At 40.0% G+C, this 16,595-nt stretch carries 17 protein-coding genes and 1 pseudogene; 7 read left to right on the plus strand and 11 right to left on the minus strand.

From position 1 onward, the window contains the following. Positions 1–31 precede the first annotated feature (31 nt). A complete protein-coding gene (locus tag IM507_RS00275; protein ID WP_287636290.1) occupies positions 32–1,207 on the plus strand; it encodes an esterase-like activity of phytase family protein in 1,176 nt (391 codons plus the stop codon). Positions 1,208–1,318: 111 nt separating this feature from the next. Here IM507_RS00275 and IM507_RS00280 read toward each other — a convergent pair whose 3' ends face one another. The 3 genes from IM507_RS00280 to IM507_RS00290 form a co-directional block, all read right to left on the minus strand. After that, positions 1,319–1,870, minus strand: a complete 552-nt coding sequence (locus tag IM507_RS00280) for a LabA-like NYN domain-containing protein (protein ID WP_002751943.1) — start codon at positions 1,868–1,870, stop codon at positions 1,319–1,321. 381 nt (positions 1,871–2,251) lie between these two features. Then, the gene (locus IM507_RS00285) at positions 2,252–3,076 is read right to left on the minus strand and encodes a sulfurtransferase (protein ID WP_002738015.1); all 825 of its coding nucleotides are present in this window, start codon (positions 3,074–3,076) and stop codon (positions 2,252–2,254) included. Next, positions 3,045–3,488, minus strand: coding sequence for an ATP-binding protein (locus IM507_RS00290; protein WP_002777751.1), 444 nt, complete (start codon positions 3,486–3,488; stop codon positions 3,045–3,047). The genes IM507_RS00285 and IM507_RS00290 overlap by 32 nt, the downstream gene beginning before the upstream one ends. Before the next feature lie 172 nt (positions 3,489–3,660). Between IM507_RS00290 and IM507_RS00295 the strand changes: the two genes are divergently transcribed. After that, positions 3,661–4,797: a SpoIIE family protein phosphatase gene (locus IM507_RS00295; RefSeq protein ID WP_287636292.1), complete on the plus strand. Its 1,137-nt coding sequence runs from the start codon at positions 3,661–3,663 to the stop codon at positions 4,795–4,797. On the opposite strand, the gene IM507_RS00300 is transcribed toward IM507_RS00295, so the two are convergent. Next, a complete protein-coding gene (locus IM507_RS00300; RefSeq protein WP_069475738.1) occupies positions 4,798–5,121 on the minus strand; it encodes an STAS domain-containing protein in 324 nt (107 codons plus the stop codon). 145 nt (positions 5,122–5,266) lie between these two features. Here IM507_RS00300 and crtO point away from each other — a divergent pair, with 145 nt between their 5' ends. Then, positions 5,267–6,913: a beta-carotene ketolase CrtO gene (gene crtO / locus IM507_RS00305; protein WP_002735781.1), complete on the plus strand. Its 1,647-nt coding sequence runs from the start codon at positions 5,267–5,269 to the stop codon at positions 6,911–6,913. A 537-nt stretch (positions 6,914–7,450) separates the two neighbouring features. Here the strand turns inward: crtO and IM507_RS00310 are convergent. The 7 genes from IM507_RS00310 to IM507_RS00340 form a co-directional block, all read right to left on the minus strand. Then, positions 7,451–7,621, minus strand: coding sequence for a type II toxin-antitoxin system YoeB family toxin (locus IM507_RS00310; RefSeq protein ID WP_396680981.1), 171 nt, complete (start codon positions 7,619–7,621; stop codon positions 7,451–7,453). 83 nt (positions 7,622–7,704) lie between these two features. Beyond that, entirely contained in the window at positions 7,705–7,956 is a 252-nt protein-coding gene (locus IM507_RS00315) for a type II toxin-antitoxin system Phd/YefM family antitoxin (protein WP_002736358.1), read from the minus strand. Positions 7,957–8,199: 243 nt separating this feature from the next. Further along, positions 8,200–8,409, minus strand: coding sequence for a type II toxin-antitoxin system HicB family antitoxin (locus IM507_RS00320; RefSeq protein ID WP_002777744.1), 210 nt, complete (start codon positions 8,407–8,409; stop codon positions 8,200–8,202). Continuing rightward, positions 8,406–8,624, minus strand: coding sequence for a type II toxin-antitoxin system HicA family toxin (locus IM507_RS00325; RefSeq protein ID WP_002737958.1), 219 nt, complete (start codon positions 8,622–8,624; stop codon positions 8,406–8,408). The genes IM507_RS00320 and IM507_RS00325 overlap by 4 nt, the downstream gene beginning before the upstream one ends. A gap of 60 nt (positions 8,625–8,684) precedes the next feature. Beyond that, a complete protein-coding gene (locus IM507_RS00330; protein WP_002777742.1) occupies positions 8,685–9,701 on the minus strand; it encodes a tetratricopeptide repeat protein in 1,017 nt (338 codons plus the stop codon). After that, positions 9,685–9,852 carry a hypothetical protein gene (locus tag IM507_RS00335; protein ID WP_002737018.1) on the minus strand — a complete coding sequence of 56 codons (168 nt, stop codon included), beginning with the start codon at positions 9,850–9,852 and terminating at the stop codon, positions 9,685–9,687. The genes IM507_RS00330 and IM507_RS00335 overlap by 17 nt, the downstream gene beginning before the upstream one ends. 126 nt (positions 9,853–9,978) lie before the next feature. Beyond that, a complete protein-coding gene (locus IM507_RS00340; protein ID WP_123230240.1) occupies positions 9,979–10,326 on the minus strand; it encodes a hypothetical protein in 348 nt (115 codons plus the stop codon). Between the two features lie 867 nt (positions 10,327–11,193). Here IM507_RS00340 and IM507_RS00345 point away from each other — a divergent pair. From IM507_RS00345 to IM507_RS00360, 4 genes and pseudogenes are all read left to right on the plus strand, one after another. Beyond that, positions 11,194–12,486, plus strand: a complete 1,293-nt coding sequence (locus tag IM507_RS00345; RefSeq protein ID WP_002777738.1) for a sugar ABC transporter substrate-binding protein — start codon at positions 11,194–11,196, stop codon at positions 12,484–12,486. 2 nt (positions 12,487–12,488) lie between these two features. After that, the gene (locus IM507_RS00350; protein ID WP_287636294.1) at positions 12,489–13,799 is read left to right on the plus strand and encodes a mechanosensitive ion channel family protein; all 1,311 of its coding nucleotides are present in this window, start codon (positions 12,489–12,491) and stop codon (positions 13,797–13,799) included. Positions 13,800–14,204: 405 nt separating this feature from the next. After that, positions 14,205–15,887, plus strand: coding sequence for an alpha/beta hydrolase (locus IM507_RS00355; RefSeq protein WP_002737869.1), 1,683 nt, complete (start codon positions 14,205–14,207; stop codon positions 15,885–15,887). A 526-nt stretch (positions 15,888–16,413) separates the two neighbouring features. Continuing rightward, positions 16,414–16,595, plus strand: a pseudogene (locus IM507_RS00360) (DUF3782 domain-containing protein); the annotation flags it as partial.

Genomic DNA, 16,595 nt, shown 5'->3' on the forward strand with positions numbered 1-16,595 from the left:
TTGATAAGAACGTAGTAGAGGATGATATTTTGTGATCGATCGATTCTATAAGAGACTGACTGCCGAAAATTGCCGTTTGCCAATTTTGGGTTTAATTGCTAGTTTAATTGTAACCTTTAGTCTGGGGGCTTGTGGTGTCTCCCCACAAGTTTTGGCAGAACAACGAATGTTTCTACCCCTCTCGATCGAGTTTTTGGGAGAATATCAATTACCACAAGCGGATTATCAGGGGACAAGGGTGGGGGGATTATCGGCAATTAGCTATGATCGCACCAATAACCGCTTTTATCTCCTCAGTGATGATCGTTCTCAGAAAGCTCCAGCCCGCTTTTATCGGGCTAGTTTGCAGATAAATGATGAAAAAATCGAAAAAGTGAATTTAGAGGCAGTCACGTTCCTAAAAGATGGCAAGGGAGAAACGTTTAAAAAGGGATCGATCGACCCGGAAGGTATCGCTTTTTCGCCCCGACAAACTTTGTTTATTTCCAGTGAAGGTGCGGTTAAAGAGGGAATTGCTCCTTTTATTGCTGAATTTGATTTACAGGGACAATTAAAGGAGTCTTTATTAATTCCTAATCGCTTTTTACCGGATGATAGCAATCAAAAAGGAATACAGGATAATTTAGGGTTTGAATCCTTAACTTTAGGGATTACCAGCACCCTCAAAGACGATCCTTTTCGTTTGTTTACTGCCACAGAAAACGCTTTAATTCAAGATAGTCCCACGGGAAAAAGAGCAGAAAATCTCAGAGTGCGACTTCTTCATTATGTGATTGATCCGATTGGTGCGCCTGTGTTAGTATCGGAACAGTTGTATGTCTTAGATGAGCCTCCCAGTAGTGCGAGATACTACGGTTTAACGGAATTATTAGCTTTAGAAAAAGAGGGTTATTTTCTTAGTTTAGAGCGAACTTTTGGTTTAGAAGGTTTTGGAGCGAAACTATTTCAGGTAGTTAATGGGAGTGCCACTGATACCTCGAAAATCGCCAGAATACCGGGGGAATTAGAAGCTTTACAGGTGCAACCCTTGCGGAAAAAATTATTACTAGATTTAGGGACTTTGGGGATTGATTTAGATAATTTGGAAGCAATGACCCCCGGTCCAAGATTAGCTGATGGTAGTCGCTCTTTGATTTTAGTCAGTGATGATAATTTTAATCCGAATCAGGTCAATCAGTTTTTACTCTTTCGACTCAAGGAAAAATAAACAAGAGATGGTTAATTGCCTCACCTATCTCCTTCTGGGAGAAGGTTTGGGGTGAGGACTACCAATAAAGAAAAAGGGGATAAATAGTCGGTTTAAAGACAAAACTGCCGATTAATAATCACTTTTTTCGATATCTTTGCGAATATCATTCAGGTCAATATAGCGATCGGTAGCGTTGCGTAATTCCCTAGCGATCATCCCTTCCGTAGAAACTACGGTAATATGAGTATTTTTAGAGCGCAATAGTTCGATCGCTCGTTCAAAATCGCCATCACCGCTAAATAAAATCACTCGATCGTATTGATCGACGGTATTAAACATATCGACGACAATTTCGATGTCTAAATTAGCTTTCTGGGAAAAACGACCGGAACTATCATCATAATATTCTTTCAAAATTTTTGTTCTCACCGTATAACCCAAACTAATTAAAGCATCGCGAAAACCTCTTTGATCTTGGGAATCTTTTAAACCCGTGTACCAAAAGGCATTAATTAACATAATATTCGGGTCGTTGGTGAAGTAATTTAACACCTTGCGCGGGTCAAAAAACCAACCATTTTTTTGTTGAGCATAAAACATATTATTGCCATCCACAAAAATCGAAAGGCGATCTTTCGGACGGGTGCCACCATTACAATGACAAAGACCGGCTTCTGTCATACAAAATACATACCTAATTTTTTATAGAGTTTAACTATAAAATTACTAAAAAGTAATTTTACGGGGGAAAATAACTATTCTTTGAGGAATAGCGGTGATTTGAGAGCAAAAAGATAGCAACTAAAATAAAAATTAGCTTTTTTGTCTAAGTAGGGAGGCACAATTATTTGTAGGATGGGTTAGCGGTAGCGTAACATAATCGGGCGTTGGGTTTCATGCTTCAACCCAACCTACGTTCATCTTATATTTAATTCCACCCACCCACTTAGAAGACAAACTAGATAATAGTTTCGGAATAATTAAAAGTGATAATAGGGGGATTGTACAGTAATTAGGTCATTTTGATAATCTTTCTCGATAGATGAGCATCAACAAGGCTGGTTAGATCAGGTAGGAACACCAATCACTCCAACCTCCAGAATATAGCTTAACATTCTCGTATCCGGCTAGGGTCAGGGAAAAGATATTAACACAGGCTGTCACTCCTGAACCACAGTAGAGGATAATTTCTCGATCGCCTTGCCGCTCTTGCCAACGTTGTGTTTGCAGGTCCTGGGGTTGGGAAAAACCCTGACTATCGGTGACTTCCAACCAGGGATAATTAAGCGCCCCCTCGATGTGGCCCGCGATCGGATCGATCGGTTCCCTTTCACCCCGATAGCGATCGCTTTCCCTGGCATCAATTAACACCACTCCCCCTTGCTCTTTTTGCCTTTTTACCTCCTCGATCGTCACTACCCAATCCTGTTGAACTTGGGGGAGAAAAGCGCCGGTTTTCGGCACAGGTATCTGATTAGAGACGGGATAACCGGCATTTAACCAATTTTGCCAACCACCATCGAGAATGCTGACTCGTTCATGGCCGAGATAACGTAATAACCACCAGAGACGACTGGCAAAGGCAAAACGGGAGGAATCGTAGGCGATAACATGGGTTTGACCAGAAATCACCCCTAAAGAGCTTAATTTAGCGGCTATCGTCTGCGGATTCGGTAAAGGATGACGGCCGCCATGACGGGCAATGGGAGCCGATAAATCGCGATCGAGGTGTAAATAGAAGGAATTTTCAATATGATTGGCCAAATACTCTTGATAACCGAGATCGGGATCGTTTAATTGAAAACGACAGTCAATAACCATCAGATCGGGGCGATCGAGATTAGTTAGTAACCAACTAGGAGAAACGAGGGGTGCGATCGGATTCATGGCGGGAAAATTGTTTAATAATTAACAGACAGTTGCGCTGATCTTCGCTGCGAGTATAACTGAGTTGATCGGCGATTTTTTGGAGGATCGGCAGTCCTTGCCCATGACCAGAGAAACTATAGTCATGATAGGCGTTTTTCTCGATAAAGTCCTCTAAATCGAAGACGGAACCCCGATCCCAGATGCGAATTTCCATCTGGTGAGGGGTAATCTCAATCTCGATCTCGATCGGGATTTCGGGGGGGAGGTGTCGGTGAGCGTGACGGACTGCATTGGTAAAACCTTCGGCAAGAGCAAGCTGACACTGGAGCCAGTCTTTTTGGGGAATGCCCGTCGGTTCAAGTTGCTGAAAATATTTTAAAACGGTATCTAAGGACCTGAGATCGCTATCTACCTGAAAAGAAATCTTCACCCCCGGCTTACCTCTGCAATGCCTTACGCTAGAAGTTATACCATTTTTCCCCAACTATGAATGATGTGTTAGCTCGATTCTGGATTTAATCTTCTCTTGAGGGACAAGCAAAGTCATCCGTCAGGGAGTCCGAGGTAAGCAGTAAGATTGAGATAGTCGAGTTACAAAAAAGATGGTACGAATTCTAGTAATTGATGATGATGGAGTAATTCAAACGTTCCTGAGACGAGCTTTGCAGAAGGAATACGAGGTTTTTGTTGCCAGTGATGGGGAAGAAGGATTAAAGCAAGCGGGGCAACTAAAACCGGCGATGATTATTTGTGATTGGATGATGCCGGGGATCGATGGGTTGGAAGTTTGCCGGCAAATTAAGCTTAATCCCCAACTGTCAACGACTTTTTTTATCCTCTTAACTTCTTTGGGATCGGTGGAGGATCGGGTGAAGGGATTGGATGCGGGGGCCGATGATTTTTTGTGTAAACCGATCGAAATTAATGAGTTAAAAGCGCGTGTGCGAGCGGGAATGCGTTTGCATCAATTAAGTCATGATCTGCAAGCACAAAAACAATTACTAGAAATCGAGTTAGCCGAGGCGGCGGACTATGTGCGATCGCTGTTGCCAGAACCTTTTATTTCTCCAAAACTTGCTATCGATTTTCGCTTCCTTCCTTCTCGTCAATTGGGGGGCGATGGCTTTGATTATTATTGGTTAGATAATGACCATTTGGTCTTATATCTTTTAGATGTGGCGGGCCATGGTTTACGAGCGGCTTTACCTTCCCTTTCCGTAATTAATTTACTCCGTTCCCGTGGTTTAAGTCAGGTGAATTACTATGAACCTAATCAGGTTTTACAAGGGTTAAATCAAGTTTATCAAATCAGTCCTAAGAATGATAAATATTTTACTATTTGGTACGGAATTTATGATCGGAAACAACAACAGTTAACCTATGCCAGCGCCGGTCATCCCCCAGCAGTTCTCCTGACTCAAAAACCTTTTGGCCAGATGATTGAAACCAGACTGAAAGCCCCCGGTTTTCCCATCGGGATGTTTCTAGAAGCAGAATATATTAATCAGGTTCAATCCCTGAATTTACTCAGTAGTCTTTATCTTTTTAGCGATGGAATTTACGAGATCGATTGTGCTGATGGTAGGATGTGGGGACTAGAAAACTTTATTCAATCTTTACGAAATTATCACTGTAATTCGGCTAAAAATCTCGATAATTTTATTGGAGAAATTCAAGCTTTACAATTTGATGGCAATTTTAAGGATGATCTTTCGATTATGCAGGTGGATTTTCGCTGATTAACTTCCTAAAATTTTTTGTTCTAATTCTTCTCGGTTATTGAAAATTTCAAAAACTCGATCCATATCAGTCAATTCAAATAACATTTTGATCTGATCATTAATCGAGCAGATCAATAGTTCACCCCCCGCAGAACGCACGGTTTTTAAGGATAAAACTAGCGCCCCTAAACCAGAACTATCCATAAAGGTGACATCCTTAAAGTCAACGATAATAACCTCGGAACCTCCCTGCACGGCTTCGGCAATTTCTTGGCGAAATTCGCTGGCTTGGTTGCCATCTAAAATACCGGATGGTTGAATAACTTTGATGGAAGAACTCATAAAAAAAAGGAAAAATTAAATGTTTTCTACCTGCTCACTGATAACTGCTCGCTGAAATCTGCTGATAGCAGCCAATCTTTAACTATTTTTAACATATTAGGGTCAAGAAAAGCGCAAAATTAAAAATAGGAATTTTTGAAACTGTATGGAAAGTTACGATGTCATCCTCATCGGTGCGGGGCATAATGGTTTAGTTTGTGCCGCCTATCTCCTCAAAGCTGGTTATCGCGTCCTCCTTCTCGAACAGCGTAGCGTACCAGGAGGAGCGGCTACCACAGAAGCGGTTATCCCGGATCTGGCCCCCGATTTTAAGTTTAATCTCTGTGCGATCGATCACGAATTTATTTTTTTGGGGCCGGTAATTGAGGAATTAGAGCTAAAACGCCACGGATTAGAGTATTTATTCTTCGATCCTACCGTTTTTTGTCCCCATCCTTCTGGCCAATATTTTCTTTCCTATCGCTCTCTGGAAAAAACTCACGCCGCAATTGCCCAGTTTTGTCCGCGAGATGCCGATCGCTACCTTCAGTTTATCGACTATTGGGGACAGTTGATGAATGCGATCGGGCCTTGGTTTAACGCTCCACCTCAAGATTTGCTCAGAATCGCCCGCAATTATAACTCTAGTGCCTTAGCTAGTGTCTGGAAAGCGATCGGCTCGAAAAAGAAACTGCTCGACTTCATCCGCACGATGATTACTTCCCCCGAAGATGTCCTTAATGAGTGGTTTGAGAGCGAATTTGTCAAAGCACCCCTGGCTCGTCTAGCGGCAGAAATTGGCGCTCCTCCCTCCCAAAAAGGTATTACCTCCGGGATGATGATGATGGCGATGCGTCACTCCCCCGGGGTGGCTCGCCCTCGTGGTGGTACAGGCGCACTAACTGAGGCTCTGGTGAAATGTGTTGTCAGTCTCGGTGGGGTGATTTTAACCGAGCAGAAAGTTAAACAGATTCTAATCGAGGAAGGACAAGCGATCGGGGTTAGGGTGGACTCTGGAGGTGAATATCTGGCAAAAGCGGGTGTTATCTCTAATATTGACGCTAGACGAGTTTTTTTACAGTTAGTCGCTCCCGCCGATGTGGATGCCGCCGATCCAGAATTGCGAGAAAGGGTAGAACGGCGAATTGTCAATAACAATGAAACAATTCTTAAAATTGATTGCGCCCTCGCGGAAGCGCCAAGGTTCGAGGCTTACGATCACAAGGAGGAGTATTTACAGGGAACGATTCTCATCGCCGATTCCGTGCGTCACGTTGAACAAGCCCACGCTTTAACGATTTTGGGGCAGATTCCCGACGAAAATCCCTCGATGTACCTAGATGTACCCACTATTCTCGATCCGTCTATGGCTCCCCAGGGCAAGCATACCCTCTGGATCGAATTTTTTGCCCCCTATCAGATTGCCGGGGCCGAGGGAACGGGATTAAACGGCACGGGATGGACGGAAGAATTAAAAAATCGCGTGGCCGATCGAGTTCTTGATAAACTGGCCGATTATGCTCCCAATCTCAAATCTTCGATCATTGCCCGTCGGGTGGAAAGTCCGGCCGAATTAGCTAATCGTTTGGGTTCCTATAAAGGTAATTACTATCATCTTGATATGACCTTAGATCAGATGATTTTCCTGCGTCCTTTACCGGAAATAGCTAACTATAAAACCCCCATTAAAAACCTTTATTTAACTGGGGCAGGAACTCACCCCGGCGGCTCAATTTCGGGAATGCCGGGGCGCAATTGCGCTCAGGTTTTTCTGCGGGATCAAAGCACTTTTCTGCAAAGATTATTTAACTAGGGTTGGCTGAATAAATGTGAAATAAGTAGGTAGGCGTTAAAAGTTATCAGATGCCCCTCTTATTAAGGGGGGATTAAGGAGGGATCCCCCCGCCTATCGGCACCCCCCTTATCAAGGGGGCAGGGGGGATCGAACCTAAAATCCATTTTTAATTTAATTATAACCAGCTACTTATGTACAAGGTAAGGGGTTTAGTGGCTTGTTTCACAAAACAGATACAAGATTTTAAAGCTAGTGTCTCAAAAACCTTGCATCTTGATCAGCGATCGCCCTTACTTTTTCAGCAAACTCTAATTATTTTTTACTATTTGAGTATCGGGGTGATTTTCCCTTAATTCCAAAATGTAATAAGACAGTTGAATAAAAATACTATAGTGATAATTCATGGGTTGTCTCCTTGATTTAATTTGCCTAGTTCCTGAAGTGCATTTCTTCCGTCTTTTTCCTGGTAGCGATCAGCATCACTACTATTTTTGCCTAACAGGATCAAGCTATATTATAAACGGGGATGAATTCAGTGGTTATGACCGCTATTACCTAATCTCCATAGTGTGTTTTGGTACGAATAATCAGAATAGTTTTATCGTCTTCATAAATTTCATAAAGCAGACGATCTTTTCGATTTATGCGATAGGAATACAAGCCTTCTAAATCGCCTTTTAAGGATTTGCCAATATAGGGATTAATTGCAATTATGTTAGTTAAAATTTATTGAAGTTTGACTTTTTGTTTTTGGGTGAGTTCGTCGGTATCTTTTCGCGCTTGTTTAGAAAAGACAATTGTGTAGGTTGTCATCCAAATACTTGTTCCATTGTTAGGGTTTCTCCTGCGGCATATTCTCGTCGCGCTGATGCAATATGTTGTAATAGTTTGGAATCTTGCATGAGTTCGGAGGTTTCAGCTAAGGATTCCCATTCTTCTTGAGTGACGAGAATATAACTGCGATTTTCACGAACGATCACTACTCCATCGGGTTCTTTTTCAGTGCGATCGCAGAGTTCTTCTAGGTTGGCTTTGGCGTAATCAACGGTGACTTGATACATAAATCGCTTACGGTTTGTGGGGATTAGTCTTATAATAAAGCAAAAATTGCTTCTTGGCTGACGTTTTCATTATTTATTTTGGGCTTTTTGGTTCTGATCGAGAAGAAGGCGATATGACAACTTTAGTAATGATCTAAGCCGTAACTTGCATAATGTTTATTTTGGCTTTTCCGAGATCATGGTATAAAATGTTCTATGAACGGTTAAATACTAGGAGATATTACTGAACTGAGAATATTTGGGCTATGCGGAAATAGCCTGGAGAGGTGGGAGAGATTTGCCTCGTGCAGTGTAGTCTTCGATGAGGAGATCTAGAACTTCAAGGGCATTTTGTAGAGCTGCATGGTAGGTTTCACCATGGGTATGAGCATAGGGGCCAAATTCAGGGAGGTGGGCGATAAATTTGTTGTCTTCTTCTGACCATTGAATAAAAATACTATAGTAATAATTCATGGGTTGTCTCCTTGATTTAAGTTTGCTAGTTCCTGAAGTGCATTTCTTACGTCTTTTTCCTGGTAGCGATCAGCATCACTACTATCTTTGCCTGACAGGGTCAAGCTATATTCTAAACGGGGATGGCTCCAAACGGTATGACTACCTTTACCGGGGCGATAGGTAAACCCTGCTTTCAGAAGTATAGACTTGAGTTCTCGTATTTTTTTAGGCATTTACTATCTGCTGGAGTAATTTTATTGCAGTTTGAGCATTATTAAGGTATTACAAAGAATCTAGGAATGACGGAGTGATTGGATATCTTCGACCATTTCGGGGGGAAAGCGTTGGCTTAATTCCTCATCGGGAAGTTGAGAAAGCATCAGATTATAATTATTTTTTACTGTTTGAGTGTCGGGGTGATTTTCTCCTAATTTTTCCGAACAAATAGCAATCGCTTTTTGATAAAGCGGTTCTGCTTCTGTGTATTTCCCTTGGTTGTTATAAAGACCCCCCAGATTGTTGAGACTGGTCGCCACAGCAGGATGCTCTTTTCCTAATAGCTTTTCCCGAATCGCCAGCGAGCGTAAAAAGAGAGGTTCTGCTTCTGTGTATCTCCCTTGATCTTGATAAAGACTCGCCAGATTGTTGAGATTAGAAGCAACACTAGGATTATTGCAACCAAATAACTCTTCATGGATTTTTAATCCTTGTAAAAATAGAGATTCTGCTTGAGCAAAATCGCCTTGATATTGATAAGAAATACCTAAATTGCTCGAAGCATTTGCTTCTGATGTTTTATCACCAATTTGCTGGGCAATTTCTAATTGTTTTTGAAAATATTCAATTGCTTGCTGATATTTTCCTAAGGATTGATAAGTAATCCCCAGATTTCCGAAAGCATTTGCTAGGGCAAGAATATCGTCGATCTCCTGAGCAATTGCTAATTGTTCTTGAAGATGTGAAATTGCTTCTTGATACTGCCCTAAAGACTGATAAGCCGCTCCCAAATTACCTAAAGTATTCGCCAGCGAATACCGATCATTAGTTTCTCTAATAATTACTAATTGTTGCTGAAGATATTGTACTGCTTCTCTATATTGACCCCAAGATTGATAAATCATTGCTAACCGGCCAAGAGCAAAAACCTCAGATTGTTTATCACCAATATCCTGAGCTTTTTTTAAGAGCTTTTGATAGATTTTAGGATTATGTTTTTTGGGCGTAATCTGATCAAAGTTCTCAAGATTTAACTCTGTTTCATAATTACTAGCCTGAGCGGAATTAGTTTGATTTTTATGAATCTGAATCATCATTAGCCTCCAATAAATTTAAAAATTGCTCAAATTCTGATTCTGCGGATTGAATTGCCTGAATCCATTCTGATAATTCTTTAACTGTTATATTAACTTTGCCCTCCTGTTGACGAGCATTTCCCTTAAGTTTGTAGAAAATTGCTTTCAATTTACATAGACTTTCAATGCCGTAATCAAGATTAGAAAGAGAAGTCGAAATAGACTTGGAACTCTCACTGGTTGTATCTAAGTTAGCAGGGTTTTGTTTAACCTGCTCCCCTACAGGCGGCTGTGGTCAGTTGAAGTTAAAAGTCGGATTATGAATTGTTCCTTGATTAACAATTCCAACATTTTTCATCATATTAATAACGTAAGGATTAGATTGATTTTCCTTAACCACTTGTTCTGCAACTTTTTGTATTTCTGGATCTTCCAGTAAAGTCGCCATTACCTCAATCGTTTCAGGTAACAAAGCAGGATTTTGATTAGCCGATTGCAACTTTTTTAAAGTATCAGGAGACTTAGCTTCGATTAAATTTATCAGTTTTTCAAGGGAACCATCTAAGACAATCTCCCCCACACGGGCCAACGCTCCCCCTAAAATAATCGTGACTCTTGTAGCCAATAGCGTTAAAGGTTCCATGGTACGACTCCTTGCGGTTCTTCCGTACTTAGTGTACTAAGATATTGAAATATACTGCCTCTTATTTTAACTCATCATAGCAATTAAATCACAGTAGTGGCAAAGCATTTAGGCATAACTTATCGCTGAAACGCTAGATTTCCCATGGACAGAGAAAATTATTAGATAGAGGGCTATCGACGAGATGAAGAGGGCGAGGGCGCAAGCCTTGCGCTCCTACAGGACAGGGTTCATGTATTCATCCTCTAATAACATTTCAATCACCTCTTTCTAAGGTTTCTCCTTAGCAATGCGCTCCCACCAATCTAAGTACCTAAGCAAAATTAATTACACATATCTAACCACCTCTTGCCTCTTGCCTATCTTCACTAGGAAATTAATTTTGCACGACTACTTAGAAACATAAATAACATAGAAATTAGTCTCTATATCTCTTTCGATAATTGCTGTAAATAGTTTCATAAAGTACCTCGCTTTTTAGAGTATAATCACACAGTAAAAATTGCTTCGGTGGGTTCTTGGTTGATACAGTTTAATGCAGGTATCACTCTCTCGTCATGACATAATTATTAATAACAGAGATCTCACTCATACCAAGCATAGTTTCCCTAAGCTGTTACCCATTTAAACTGAGTATTAGAGTGTTAGAAAATAAACTATAAAACTCGACTTTCCCTACTCTCATCTGGTCTTAACAGATAATTTAGATAGGTCAGCAGTTTAACTCGCACAAATTTTTAACTGGGATTGTTGCTATACTGGTGGCTATGGAGAAAAGATCATGTTAATTATTCTTCTGATGAAGATTATTAGTCACCTTTTCATGTACTATGGGTCTATGGCAATATTTTTGAAGGATCACGATCGATGCAATCCCTAAGGCTCAGAGTTAAAACTGCTTGGAGAAGCAAAAAAGCAAGGACGATTATATCGTTCCTATTGCTTTTTATCTTAATGCCAATTTTTCTTTATGCTTGTTTTAGTGATCTTCCCAACCAATCATCGGAGCAACGGCAAGGACCCCTTTTGGTTTGGTATCCAGAAGAGGGCAATTTAACTAAACTAGTAGGTCTCGGTTTCCAAGAGTTTGAAAAATTAAATCCGCAGGTGACAATTCTTGAACAAGCTATTCCTATCGATGAGATACCCGAACGTTTTTTTAAACAATCTCAAAGCGGATTGGGTGCGAGTGTTATTCTAATTTTTTCGAGAAATATACCCAGATTAGTATCTGAAGGAGTACTGGGGGAAATTGACCGAAAAAATCTAGATTTATCTATCTATAATCCCCCAACCCTGAAACAAGTTAGCTATCAAGGAAAAATCTATGGCATTCCCTTAGGTTCTCGTACTCGTGTACTGTGTTACAATCAAAAAAAATTACAAGTTAGTACCGATCCGCTGCTGAAGCAACCTCCCACCAGTTTAGAGGGATTAGTAGAACGTGCGCGCAAAGGTTATTCTGTGGGGATAGTTTCCTCTTTTGAAGATACTTTTTGGGGAATGGCAATTTTTGGCAGCTATTTGTGGGATGATCAGGGTAGGCTGCAACCTCGCTTGGATGGTTGGGCAAAATGGCTAGAATGGCTAAAATTTGCCTCGTCACAGCCTAATTTTATCCTCAATCGTCAACGGGAATTGCTTCATGAGGCCTTTGCTAGAGGCCGCTTAACCTATTATGTGTGTAATTCTATTGAAATTGCCGATTTAAAAAACAGCCTCCAAGATGATCTCAGAGTCGCTTTACTTCCCCAAGACACTCAAGGTAAAGCAGCGCCAATTCTCTATACACGGGTGATGGTATTTAATCGTAATAATAGTGATAATGAAAATAGGTTGGGATTAGCTTTAGGAAAATTTCTCACTAATCCCGAACAACAATTGCAAGCAATTATCCAAACAGAAAGTTTTATTCCCACTAATCGACGGGTGCAGATCGAAGGAAATTTACTACCGATCGAATCGGTATTATTACAACAATCTCACAATGCTGTGGCAGTTCCTCTGGATGATTGGGAAAAGTTGAATAAAATTTTAGAAGAGGGAGAATTTTGGTATGAAAGAGCGATCGCTGGTGAAATATCTTCCTCAACAGCAGCCCACCAACTGACACTTTATATTCAATCAGGTCTTGATCAGGAAGTCAAGAAAATGAATTAATTATGAACAACAATATCCCCTCTCTTTCGGAAATAATTGCTAACCAATTATTATTTTTAGGACGCAGAAATGTTCAAAATCAATTAATGATTATTTTTCTCTGTTTAATTCTTGCTTGGTTATTGTCAAAATGGTTATGGTCTTACTTAGAAAAAAGATTTCCTCACGTCACCACTTTTATCCATAGTGATAAAAAATTAACCATCCGTCAATATTTTGCTATTCTGATAGAGTTTCTTAATTTTCCAGTTATTAGTATAATTTTACTGAATTTAAATTATCTAATTTTTTTCAGTCAAAATTGGACAAGAGGAATGATTAGTTTATCTATAAAACTCCTGTGGTTTTATTTAGTTTATCGTGGTTTATTAGCTGGACTATACGCCAAGTTTTCCGTCAATAAAATTAAATATTATCATTTCCGGCTTTTAGCACCTTTATTGGTGTTATTTCTCCTGAGAATCATGATTGGTTTCTACAATAATATTCAGGAAATCGCCAAAGTATCTCCTTTCAATTTATTCAATAGTCCGATCACATTGGGAAGCATATTTATTTTGATAATAGCTCCCTATTTTCTGGTAATTGTTGTTGATCTTATAGAGACTATAATTTTGAGTATTGCTCATTTAAATCAGCAAGCTAGTCGCGGTGAAATTGAAGCAACTTTACTGTTAGGACGTTATTTTTTTATTGTCTTAGGTTTTATTCTCATCTTGGGTTATGTGGGAGTTAATGCAACGGCAATAGCGGCAATTACTGGTGGTTTATCGGTGGGTATTGGTTTCGGTATGCAGCAAGTGGTCAGTAATTTTATCAGCGGTATTTTACTATTATTTGAAAAAGTTCTCAAACCCGGTGATATCATTAATATTGAAGGGCAAACTTCTCAGGTAAAAAAGCTAGGTATTCGAGCGACAACAGTGCAAATCCTCACGGATAATTCCGAAAAAATTATCCCCAATCAAAAGTTTTTTACTGAGGATGTCACCACCTATACGGGTAGTGATAACTTGATTTATTGTTCAATTGTTATCGGAGTTGGTTATAATTCCAACGCACCACAGGTGATGAATTTATTGCTAGACATTGCTGATCAACATCCTAACATACTTAAAAACCCGCAACCAGTAGCCTTTTTTATTAATTTTGGTGATTCTAGGTTAAACTTTGAATTAAAGTTCTGGTTGGATGATGTTAACAGGAAAAAGCGAGTAATTAGTGATGTTAATTGTGTTATTCTTGATAGGTTTACTCAACAGGATATCGAGATTCCCTTTCCGAAGCAAGATATTCATATTCGCAATAATTAGCAATTTAAGTAGTCGTGCAAAATTAATTTATTGGTTAAAAAGCTTTATCAAAATGTCTAGTTAATTTTGCTTAGGTACTTATCTTGGTCAAAAACCTTATCTGATTATTTTCATCTCCAAATATATCACTTTCACTTATTAAATTTATGTATTTATCGTTTTTTTGTTAATAACCAGTGTCTTGACAAAAAAACAATTTTAATATAAAATCCACACTAGGTAATATGTTCAGGAAATAGCTCGTAATTTAGAATCGAAATCGCTCAGATTAATCTATCGAGGTTTTGCTCATGCTTTTTGGTTATACTTTGCTTGGCACTTTATCGATTTTTGTTGAACTTAGACATCAATCGCCGTGCGACTTTTTTCCTTTAATTGCTGTCATCTACCCTAACTAAAAATTCCATGATTATCACCAGTTTACAAAATCGTTTTCCCAGAAATAATCCCACCCGTCGGCTGCGAGCTTTTCTACTAGGCCTTTTCGCCGCCACTATGACCGCTTTACCCCTAAAAGCCGCCGAAGAAGTTGAATTTGTCTATACTCCCCTCGTCTTTTCTGTATCGGTAGCATCCCTAGAAACCTTTGCTAAAGAAGGCAAAATTGATGCTAATTTAAAACAATTTCTAGCCAGAGTAACTCCCGAAGCAAGAGAGCAGTTTCGTGAAGCTTTATTAACAAAAATTGACATTAATCCTGTTTTACTATCTCGTTTTTTTAATAGTGTGATGGGTGCTGATATGCTCTCTCGTTTGGGCAAAGGCATCACCATTGAAGGGGGAATTAATGGTAAATATGCCCTGCGGGGTGCGATTGTTAGTGCCGCTTTTGAGCCGGGGGGATTAACCCTTTTAAATGTGCTGAAAAAATTCCCCAATAATATCCAGTTACAGGGGGAAGAAATCCTCGGATTAGCTAAAACCATCGATTATGCAGTTTATGTGGCGGAAATATTTATTAAAGATATGCGCCTCTGGACAGCCGAGGAAGCCGCTGCCGTTAAACCACCGATTAATTATACCAGTTTACCCGATCTGCGTCAGCGCGGTAGCTTTCAGGTAAAAAAAGAAGTTTGGAACCTAACCGATAGCAGTCGCAATCGCAGTTTATATGTCAATGTTTATATCCCGCAAACTTTCCGAGAAGGTAAAACACCTGTAATTATTTTTTCCCACGGATTAGCCTCGCGACCAGAAGATTATGCTCAAGCAATTGAACATCTAGCTTCCTACGGATTTTTAGTAGCGGCACCGCAACACCCCGGCAGTGATACCCAATACCTACAAGGAATGTTAGGGGGGTATTATCGCAATATTTTTGATGGCAATGAGTTTATTAATCGACCCAAAGATATTAGCTTTGTAATCGATGAATTAGCAAGACGTAATCCTAGTCAATTTCAAGGTCAACTTGACCTCACTAATGTGGGAGTAGCGGGTCATTCCTTTGGAGGTTATACATCTCTAGCTGTTGCTGGCGCACAAATTGATTTTGATAATCTCGCCCAAGATTGTAATCTTCCTTACTCCGGTATTAATATCGCCATTGTACTGGAATGTCGCGCCCTGGAATTACCTAGACAGGTCTATAATTTTCGTGATGAACGAGTCGCGGCTGTCTTTGCAGCTAATCCCGTTAACCGCAGTATTTTTGGAGAAAAAGGTTTAAGTAAAATCTCGATTCCTGTCCTCTTGGGTTCCGGAAGTTATGACCCAGCAGCTAATCCGATTTTTGAACAGGCCATTCCTTTTACTTGGTTAAAAACGCCAGATAAATATCTGGCCATGGTGGAGGGACAAGCTCATGTAAATTTTACGGAATTGGATGCAGGAATGCAAAAAACCCTAGAGTCTGTGGTCGATATCACTTTACCCAATCAAAATTTAATCGAGGATTATGCGGGGGCTTTATTGGTCTCTTTTTTTGAAGTTTATATTGCTAATAATGACAAGTTTCGTCCTTTTCTTCTGTCTAGTTACGCAGAATATCTCAGTCAGGGACAAAAGTTTAAATTAGACTTTATTACTGCCGCTTCTGACGAGAAATTATCTCAATTGATTGAGAAATTGCGAGTACATAGGCAATAGGCACTCTTGCAATAGTAAAACGGAGGGTGCGTTTTTTGGATGCTACTCGTCTTTTATCTTTTGTAGCAGCTTTTTTTGCTTAATCCCATAGGTAGCAACTTAGGTTATCTAAAAGAACACCTATTCGATTACCCTGCCCATCGGTGATACACCTTTCCTTTAATTTCATTTGAGAACAACTGCCTTAGTTAATTTTCGTTCTAATTATAACTCAGGTGTTAACGCCTAACCATGTTGATCTATCCTTCTGGAAAAAAACCTTCAAGCTTTGGGAACTCTCACTCGTTCTAATTTCCTCGAAACTATTCCCAACTTAGCGCCTTTAATCCTTCATTTTGGGGGGGAGGTCGCTTTAAGAGAAGTGTATCAGGGAATTAGGGATGTTAGTCAGTGGTGGCGGTGATTCTTGTTCTATGAATTAGCCTCCACCTTACCCAATTGAATCAGCAGTCTGCTCCCCAGTGCCTTCAGCAAGCGCAGAAATCCAATAAAATAGTAAATAGGTGACATCAGGAAAAAATTATCTATGGCAACTACATCCGAAGACGTATGGCAAATCTTAGCCGAATTAGCCACTGCTCAAGCCGAATTAGCCACTGCTCAAGCCGAATTAACTGCTGCTCAAAAAGAAACTGACAAACAACTGAAGGAGACTGACCTAATATTGAAGGAAGTTAGTCAACAACAGAAGGAAAACGCCCAACAACA

It is taken from the genome of Microcystis sp. M20BS1, assembly GCF_020245305.1.
GTDB lineage: Bacteria > Cyanobacteriota > Cyanobacteriia > Cyanobacteriales > Microcystaceae > Microcystis > Microcystis ichthyoblabe_A.

What these genes read in the sequence shown, in the direction of transcription:
- IM507_RS00280 (WP_002751943.1), bottom strand. Translation starts at nt 1,870, where the DNA reads ATGACAGAAGCCGGTCTTTGTCATTGTAATGGTGGCACCCGTCCGAAA.
- IM507_RS00285 (WP_002738015.1), bottom strand. Translation starts at nt 3,076, where the DNA reads ATGAATCCGATCGCACCCCTCGTTTCTCCTAGTTGGTTACTAACTAAT.
- IM507_RS00295 (WP_287636292.1), top strand. Translation starts at nt 3,661, where the DNA reads ATGGTACGAATTCTAGTAATTGATGATGATGGAGTAATTCAAACGTTC.
- IM507_RS00300 (WP_069475738.1), bottom strand. Translation starts at nt 5,121, where the DNA reads ATGAGTTCTTCCATCAAAGTTATTCAACCATCCGGTATTTTAGATGGC.
- crtO (WP_002735781.1), top strand. Translation starts at nt 5,267, where the DNA reads ATGGAAAGTTACGATGTCATCCTCATCGGTGCGGGGCATAATGGTTTA.
- IM507_RS00315 (WP_002736358.1), bottom strand. Translation starts at nt 7,956, where the DNA reads ATGTATCAAGTCACCGTTGATTACGCCAAAGCCAACCTAGAAGAACTC.
- IM507_RS00320 (WP_002777744.1), bottom strand. Translation starts at nt 8,409, where the DNA reads ATGAATTATTACTATAGTATTTTTATTCAATGGTCAGAAGAAGACAAC.
- IM507_RS00325 (WP_002737958.1), bottom strand. Translation starts at nt 8,624, where the DNA reads ATGCCTAAAAAAATACGAGAACTCAAGTCTATACTTCTGAAAGCAGGG.
- IM507_RS00330 (WP_002777742.1), bottom strand. Translation starts at nt 9,701, where the DNA reads ATGATTCAGATTCATAAAAATCAAACTAATTCCGCTCAGGCTAGTAAT.
- IM507_RS00340 (WP_123230240.1), bottom strand. Translation starts at nt 10,326, where the DNA reads ATGGAACCTTTAACGCTATTGGCTACAAGAGTCACGATTATTTTAGGG.
- IM507_RS00345 (WP_002777738.1), top strand. Translation starts at nt 11,194, where the DNA reads ATGCAATCCCTAAGGCTCAGAGTTAAAACTGCTTGGAGAAGCAAAAAA.
- IM507_RS00350 (WP_287636294.1), top strand. Translation starts at nt 12,489, where the DNA reads ATGAACAACAATATCCCCTCTCTTTCGGAAATAATTGCTAACCAATTA.
- IM507_RS00355 (WP_002737869.1), top strand. Translation starts at nt 14,205, where the DNA reads ATGATTATCACCAGTTTACAAAATCGTTTTCCCAGAAATAATCCCACC.